General features: G+C 74.7%; 6 protein-coding genes. 2 read left to right on the top strand and 4 right to left on the bottom strand.

The annotated features are described in order from the left end of the window. The 4 genes from dinB to pip form a co-directional block, all read right to left on the bottom strand. Positions 1-745 (bottom strand): DNA polymerase IV (dinB, locus tag H1A17_RS32960; protein ID WP_194823716.1); only part of this gene is annotated, 745 nt, incomplete at its 3' end. A 54-nt stretch (positions 746-799) separates the two neighbouring features. Next, a complete protein-coding gene (locus H1A17_RS32955; protein ID WP_194823715.1) occupies positions 800-2,374 on the bottom strand; it encodes an FMN-binding glutamate synthase family protein in 1,575 nt (524 codons plus the stop codon). Positions 2,375-2,431: 57 nt separating this feature from the next. Further along, complete coding sequence (locus H1A17_RS32950; protein ID WP_194823714.1) at positions 2,432-3,565, bottom strand: N-acetylmuramoyl-L-alanine amidase; 1,134 nt, start codon at positions 3,563-3,565, stop codon at positions 2,432-2,434. 201 nt (positions 3,566-3,766) lie between these two features. Continuing rightward, entirely contained in the window at positions 3,767-4,720 is a 954-nt protein-coding gene (gene pip, locus H1A17_RS32945; protein WP_145919939.1) for a prolyl aminopeptidase, read from the bottom strand. Between the two features lie 50 nt (positions 4,721-4,770). On the opposite strand from pip, the gene H1A17_RS32940 reads away from it, so the two are divergent. Beyond that, positions 4,771-5,310, top strand: a complete 540-nt coding sequence (locus tag H1A17_RS32940; RefSeq protein WP_145919940.1) for a MarR family winged helix-turn-helix transcriptional regulator — start codon at positions 4,771-4,773, stop codon at positions 5,308-5,310. Between the two features lie 129 nt (positions 5,311-5,439). Next, a partial coding sequence (locus tag H1A17_RS32935) for a serine/threonine-protein kinase (RefSeq protein WP_194823713.1) occupies positions 5,440-6,584 on the top strand: 1,145 nt, incomplete at its 3' end.

The following is a 6,584-nucleotide window of genomic DNA, read 5'->3' as shown; positions in this document are numbered from 1 at the left end:
CCAGGGCGTGCTGCGCGCCCATCGACGACCGGCGGCGGCCCACCTGCACCGGCCGTGGGTCGCGGTTGTGGGCCAGCGCGTGCAGGTGCCGGCCCGCGCCCGCGCCGAGCAGCGACTCCAGGGCCGGGACGTCGAGGCGGGCGACCTGGCCGACGGTGTGGACGCCCCGGGCGCGCAGCTTCGCCGCGGTGACCGGGCCGACGCCCCAGAGCCGTTCCACCGGCAGCGGGTGCAGGAACGCCAGCTCGCCGTCGGGCGGCACCTCCAGCAGTCCGTCCGGCTTGGCCACCCCGCTGGCGACCTTGGCGAGGAACTTCGTCCGGGCCACCCCGACGGTGATCGGCAGCCCGACCTGGTCGCGGACCGTCCGGCGCAGCCGGGTGGCGATCTGCGCGGGTGACCCGCAGAGCCGGCGCAACCCACCCACGTCGAGGAACGCCTCGTCGATGGAGAGCCCCTCCACCCAGGGGGTGGTGTCCCGGAAGATGGCGAACACGGCCCGGCTCGCCGCCGTGTACGCCGCCATCCTCGGCGGCACCACGATCGCCTGAGGGCAGAGCCGTCGGGCCTGCCGGCCGCCCATCGCGCTCTGTACGCCGTACGCCTTGGCCTCGTAGCTGGCCGCGAGGACCACCCCGCCGCCGACGATCACCGGCCGGCCGCGCAGGCGGGGGTCGTCCCGCTGCTCGACCGAGGCGTAGAAGGCGTCCAGGTCGGCGTGCAGGATGCTGGCTCCGGTCGACACCGACCCATGTTCGCACACATGTTCGATTACGTGTGCTGAGCTGGCGAAATCTGGTCAGCCCTGGGCGGTGGCCGAGGGGAGGGCGCTGCCGCCCCGGGGCGCCTCGCCAGCCATCAGCCGGGCGATCGCGGCCCGGTCGGCGGCCGACGGCAGCCCCCAGTGCGGCTGGTAGCCGTAGACCTCCCGCAGCGGCCGGGCCGAGGTCCGGCCGTCGAGGATCTCGACGGCGTCGGTGTCGATCAGCCCCGGATGCTCGACGCCGCACGCCTCGGCCACCTTGACCAGGTCGCGGCGCAGCGTGCCGATGTAGTTCGCCGCCCGCACCGACTTGCGGACCGGGTCCAGGCCCCGGGCCAGCCAGGCGTTCTGGGTGGCCACGCCGGTGGGGCAGGTGTCGGTGTGGCACTTCTGCGCCTGGATGCAGCCGATCGCCAGCATCGCCTCCCGGCCCACGTTGACCAGGTCGCAGCCGAGCGCGAAGGCCACCACCGCGTTGTCCGGCAGGCCCAGCTTGCCCGCGCCGACGAAGACGGTCTGTTCGTGCAGCCCCCGCTCGGCGAAGGTCCGGTAGACCCGGGCGAAGCCGTGCTGGAACGGCAGCGACACCGAGTCGGTGAAGATCAGCGGTGCGGCCCCGGTGCCGCCCTCGCCGCCGTCGACGGTGACGAAGTCGACGCCCCGGCCGGTGTCGCGCATCAGCGTGGTCAGCTCCTCCCAGAACCCCAGGTCGCCGACGGCGGACTTGATGCCGACCGGCAGTCCGGTCTCGGCGGCCAGCAGCTCCACCCAGTCCAGCAGGCTGTCGCAGTCGGAGAACTCGGCGTGCCGCGACGGGCTCACGCAGTCCTGCCCGGGGGTGATGCCCCGGGTGGCGGCGATCTCGGCGGACACCTTCGCCCCGGGCAGCAGCCCGCCCAGGCTGGGCTTCGCGCCCTGGCTGAGCTTGATCTCCAGGGCCCGCACCGGTGCTCCGGCGACCAGGTCGCGCAGCCGGACGAGGTCGAACCGGCCCTGGGCGTCCCGGCAGCCGAAGTACGCCGTACCGAGCTGGAAGACCAGCTCGCCGCCGTGGCGGTGGTACGGCGACAGCCCGCCCTCGCCGGTGTTCTGCAGGCAGCCGGCCAGCGCCGCCCCCTGGTTGAGGGCGGACACCGCGTTGCCGGACAGCGAGCCGAAGCTCATCCCGGAGATGTTGACCACCGACCCGGGGCGGAACGCCGTGGCCCGTCCGCGTGGCCCACCGAGCACCTTGGCCGCCGGCAGCCGTACGTCGTGCCCGGCCCTCGGGTGCGACGGCGGGACGGTCGGGGCGAACGTGCGGTGCTTGATGATCGGGTAGCCGGGGCTGCGTTCGATGTCGTTGTCGGTGCCGAACCCGAAGTAGTTGTTCTCCTGCTTGGCCGAGGCGTAGATCCACCGCCGCTGGTCCCGGGTGAACGGCCGTTCCTCGTCGTTGCCGGCGACGATGTACTGCCGCAGCTCCGGGCCGATCGCCTCCAGCAGGTACCGGGCCCGTCCGACGAGCGGGAAGTTGCGCAGCAGCGCATGGTCTCGTTGGAGGACGTCCCGGGCGGCGAGGCCGGCGACGGCGGCGGCGATCACGGGTACGGTGCGGCGGGCCCACGTCATGCCGGCCACACTCCCCGTTGCCGCCGCCGTCCAAACAGCCTGGCCGTGTGGCGCGGGTCAGTGCCGCAGCGACTGCCGCACGACGCCGCCGACCAGGGCGCACCAGGTGCCGGTGGAGACCCTGCCGGTGCGGGGCAGGCCGTGCAGCGCCTGGAGGTCCTGCACGGCGCGGCGGGTGGCCGGGTCGTAGCTGCCGGTGACGGTGACCTCGGCGTAGCCCTTCCAGTTCAGGATGAACTGCACCGCCTGCACGGGCAGGCCGGTGGCGTCGCGGTCCAGTTCGGGCGCGAGGGTCTCCCAGGTGGGGGCGGTCAGGGTGGCGTCGACGTCGACCGGGATGCCGTTGCGGGCCTGCCAGTCGCCGACCGCGGCGACGGTGGCGGCGTCGAACGTGCCGCTCGGGGTGACCGGGTAGCCCCGGTGGGCCAGCAGGTACTGGGCGACCTGGACGCCGGGGGCGTTGACGAAGCGCCACAGGTCGGGCCAGCGGCGGGCCGGCACGTCGACCAGTCGGGTGCCGAGCCGGCGGAACACCTCCCGGCGCACCTCGGGGAACAGGCGGTAGAACTGCGCGCCGGGGCACTGGGTGACGCGGAAGTCCCAGTGGCCGAAGATGTCGTGGGCGTGCAGGCCGTACTGCCGGCAGATGGTGGTGCAGAGCCGGACCAGGGAGTCGAGCAGTGCCCGTGGCGGGGTGTCGGTGACGTAGGTGCCCTCGTTCTCGATGCCGATGGCCCGGCCGTTCTCGCCGGGGCAGTGCGCCGAGACCATCTGCCGGTCGCCGGCGCGCAGCCGCTCCAGGCTGCCGTGCCGTCCCTCCAGGACGTACCCGCCCCGGCTGACGGTGAAGTGCTGGCCGGTGTCGGACCAGCCGTTGCCGTCCATGTGCAGATCCTGGCAGTCGTGGGCCAGCTTGACGGCCTGTTCCCGGGAGTGGTCGGTGACGTTCGGGAAGGCCATGTGGTGCACGATGATCTTGTTGGTGGGGATGGTGCTGACCGACAGCGGGTCGGCCGGCGGGCGGGCTTCCCATTCGTCGCAGCCGATGATCCAGTCCAGGTCCGCGCCGGGGAGGGCGGCCCGGGCGGCGTCCGGCAGCGCCAGGTCGGACCCGACGACCGCGACGGTGGCCGCGCCGAGGCCGGCCCGCAGCAGCGTACGACGGTCGAGGGCGGGGCGTACGACGGACATGGCATCTCCTCGGCGGCCGGCGGCGGCACTGGCGACGAACGTGAAAACTAGCTCCAACGATTCCGCGTGAGATGGAGGATATTGTCACGTCGGTGGTCGGCGCTAGAGGGCGTCGTCGATCGATTCTGCCCGTCTTCGCGGCGTGCCGGGCAGAACCGTCCGAATCTCCTGCCGTCGGTGCGGTGGTTCCGGGCCGGCCGCTCAGCCGGCGGTGGCGAAGCCGTCCAGGGCGGCCAGCAGGTGCCGCCGGGTCTCCACCGTGCCGAAGTGTCCCGCCCCCTCGACCACGTGCAGGCGCGAATCCGGCCAGGCCCGGTGCAGCTCCCAGGCAGTGACCAGCGGACTGCCCAGGTCGACCCGGCCGTGGATCAGCACCCCCGGGATGCCGGCGAGCCGGTCGGCCCGCCGGATCAGCTCACCCTCGGCCAGCCAGGCCCCCTGGGAGAAGTAGTGCGCGCAGATCCGCACCATCGCGGTCCGCTCGGCCGACGGGCGGTCGCCGTACGGGTTGCCCACCCCCTCGGCGGAGACCACCGCGTCCTCCCAGGCGCACCAGTCCCGCACCGCCCGCTCGCGGACCTCCGGGTCGGGGCCCTCCACCAGCCGGGCGTACGCGCCGACCACGTCGTCGTGCGGGCCGACGCCGGCACCGGCGAGGAACCGTTCCCACTCGCGGGGGAAGTACCTGCCGACACCCCGGTAGAGCCAGTCGACCTCCGACCGGCGGGTGGTGGTGACCGCCCCGATCACGATCGCCGACACCCGCTGCGGGTGCCGCTGCGCGTACGCCAGCAGCAGCGTCGAGCCCCACGAGCCGCCGTAGAGCAGCCACCGGTCGACGCCCAGGTGCTCGCGCAGCCGCTCCATGTCGGCGACCAGGTGGGCGGTCGTGTTGTGCCGCAGGTCGGTGGCCGGGTCGGCGGCGTGCGGCGTGCTGCGTCCGCAGTTGCGCTGGTCGAACAGGACCACCCGGTAGCGGGCCGGGTCGAAGTACCGTCGGGCCCACGGGCCGCAGCCTGAGCCGGGTCCACCGTGGACGACCAGCGCCGGCCGGCCGGCCGGGTTGCCGCACACCTCCCAGTAGACCTCGTTGCCGTCGCCGACGTCGAGCATGCCCCGGTCGTACGGCTCGATCGGCGGGTACCGCTCGTCCATCGGTGGGCCTCCCCGGGGTGTGAGATACAACAGCGCTGTTACATTACGGCATGCCCGACGAACCGTCCGACCCCGCGCTGCTCGGCACCCGGCTGCGGCACCTGCTGGAGCTGCTCGACGGCGACGTCGCCGCCGTCTACACCGACCTCGGGCTGCCCGGCTTCCGCCCCCGCTACACCCCGGTGCTGATCGCGCTGGACCGGCTCGGCCCGGCGTCGATCCGTACCCTGGCCCAGGCGACCGGGGTGACCCACTCCGCGGCCAGCCAGACCGTCGCCCGGATGGCGGCCGACGGGCTGGTCACCCTCGCCCCCGGCGCCGACGCCCGGCACCGCGTCGTCACCCCCACCGACCGGGCCCGGGACCTGCTGCCCGTCCTGCACGCCGAGTACGCCGCCACCGCCACCGCCGCCCGCCGGTTCGAGGCGGAGCTGGCGTACCCGCTGAGCCGCCTCGTCGACGAGGCCCTGGCCGCGCTGCGGCGGCGGTCGATGCGGCAACGCGTCGCCGACGTCGCCCCGCAGCTCGCCGGCCCGACCGGCCACGACCCGGGCGACCGGCCGGCGACCCCGACCGGTGACCGGAACTAATCTCCGCAGCCGGACGTCCGGAGGCGAGGAAACAACCGTTGCGCCGATGGACCGCAGCTCGCCCCGGGTAAGAATGATCAGTGTGGCCCTGACCTGTGACCAGTCCCCGCGGACCGGAAAGGCCGGCGGGTGACCGGCGACTGGCGGTTGTCCGGCTACACCCCGGTACGGCAGCTCGGCACGGGCACGTCCGGCCGGGTGCTGCTCGCCACCCACGACGCCACCGGCACCCCGGTCGCCATCCGCTACCTCACCCCGTCCCTCGGCGACGACCCCGCCTTCCGGCTGGCCTTCCGGGAGCAGGCGCGGCTGCTGGTCGACGTGGACGACCCGCACGTCTGCCGGCTCTTCGAGTACGCCGAGTCGCACTCCGCCGCCGCGATCGTCGCCGAACTGGTCAACGGGGTGGCGCTGCGCCACCTGCTGCGCGCGCACGGCCCGGTCCCGCCGGAGGCCGCGCTCTGCGTCCTCAAGGGTTCGCTCGCCGGGCTCGCCGCCGCGCACGCCCGGGGCGTCGTGCACGGCGACCACCGGCCGGAGAACGTCCTCGTCACCCCGGACGGGCGGTGCAAACTCACCGACCTCGCCATCGTCCTGCCCACCGGCACCGGCCGCCGGCTGGCCCCCGAACAGTGGACCGGGGCCCCCGCCGAGCCGGCCGGCGACATCTACGCCGCCACCGCCACGTTCGTCGAGTGCCTCACCGGGCGACCCCCCTACGACGGGCGGGACCCGGCGACCCTGCGCGCCCAGCACAGCGCCGCGCCGGTCCCGGACGCCCCGACCCCGGCGACCGTGCACGACCTGCTCCGGCACGGCCTGGCCTGGTGCCCCGCCGACCGTACCCAGCCCGCCGAGATCTTCCTCACCGAGCTGGAACACACCGCCGCCCGTTCGTACGGCGGGGACTGGGAGGAGCGCGGCCGGCGTCAGCTCGCCCAGCGCGTCGCGCTGCTCGCCGCGTCCCTCCCGCTGCCCGACGGGGCGCCCGGAGCCGGCGATCCCGCCGACGTCCCCGACGCCGGGCCCCACCCGGCCCACCGGCGCGGCGGCCTGCGTAGCGTCCTGGTCGGGGTGGGCCTGACCGCCACCCTGCTGGTCGGCGTCGTCGCGCTGGGCGTCGCCGCCCGCCGGTCCGGTCCGCTCACCCTCGCCGACGGGGCCGCCGGGCCGGGAGCGACCGCCGCCGCCACCCGCAGCCCCGCGCCGCTGGCCGCCGCGCCGGCCATCACCGTCGTTCCGGCGGAGCCGAGCCCCACCCCCACCCCGGCGGC

Source organism: Micromonospora sp. S-DT3-3-22, assembly GCF_015354745.1.
GTDB lineage: Bacteria > Actinomycetota > Actinomycetes > Mycobacteriales > Micromonosporaceae > Micromonospora > Micromonospora wenchangensis.
Note: the sequence above shows the minus strand (reverse complement) of the source record. Positions and strands in the feature narration are given on the sequence as shown.

Excerpts from the sequence above, each read along its gene's own strand:
- H1A17_RS32955 (WP_194823715.1), bottom strand. The coding sequence starts at position 2,374 with ATGACGTGGGCCCGCCGCACCGTACCCGTGATCGCCGCCGCCGTCGCC.
- H1A17_RS32950 (WP_194823714.1), bottom strand. The coding sequence starts at position 3,565 with ATGTCCGTCGTACGCCCCGCCCTCGACCGTCGTACGCTGCTGCGGGCC.
- pip (WP_145919939.1), bottom strand. The coding sequence starts at position 4,720 with ATGGACGAGCGGTACCCGCCGATCGAGCCGTACGACCGGGGCATGCTC.
- H1A17_RS32940 (WP_145919940.1), top strand. The coding sequence starts at position 4,771 with ATGCCCGACGAACCGTCCGACCCCGCGCTGCTCGGCACCCGGCTGCGG.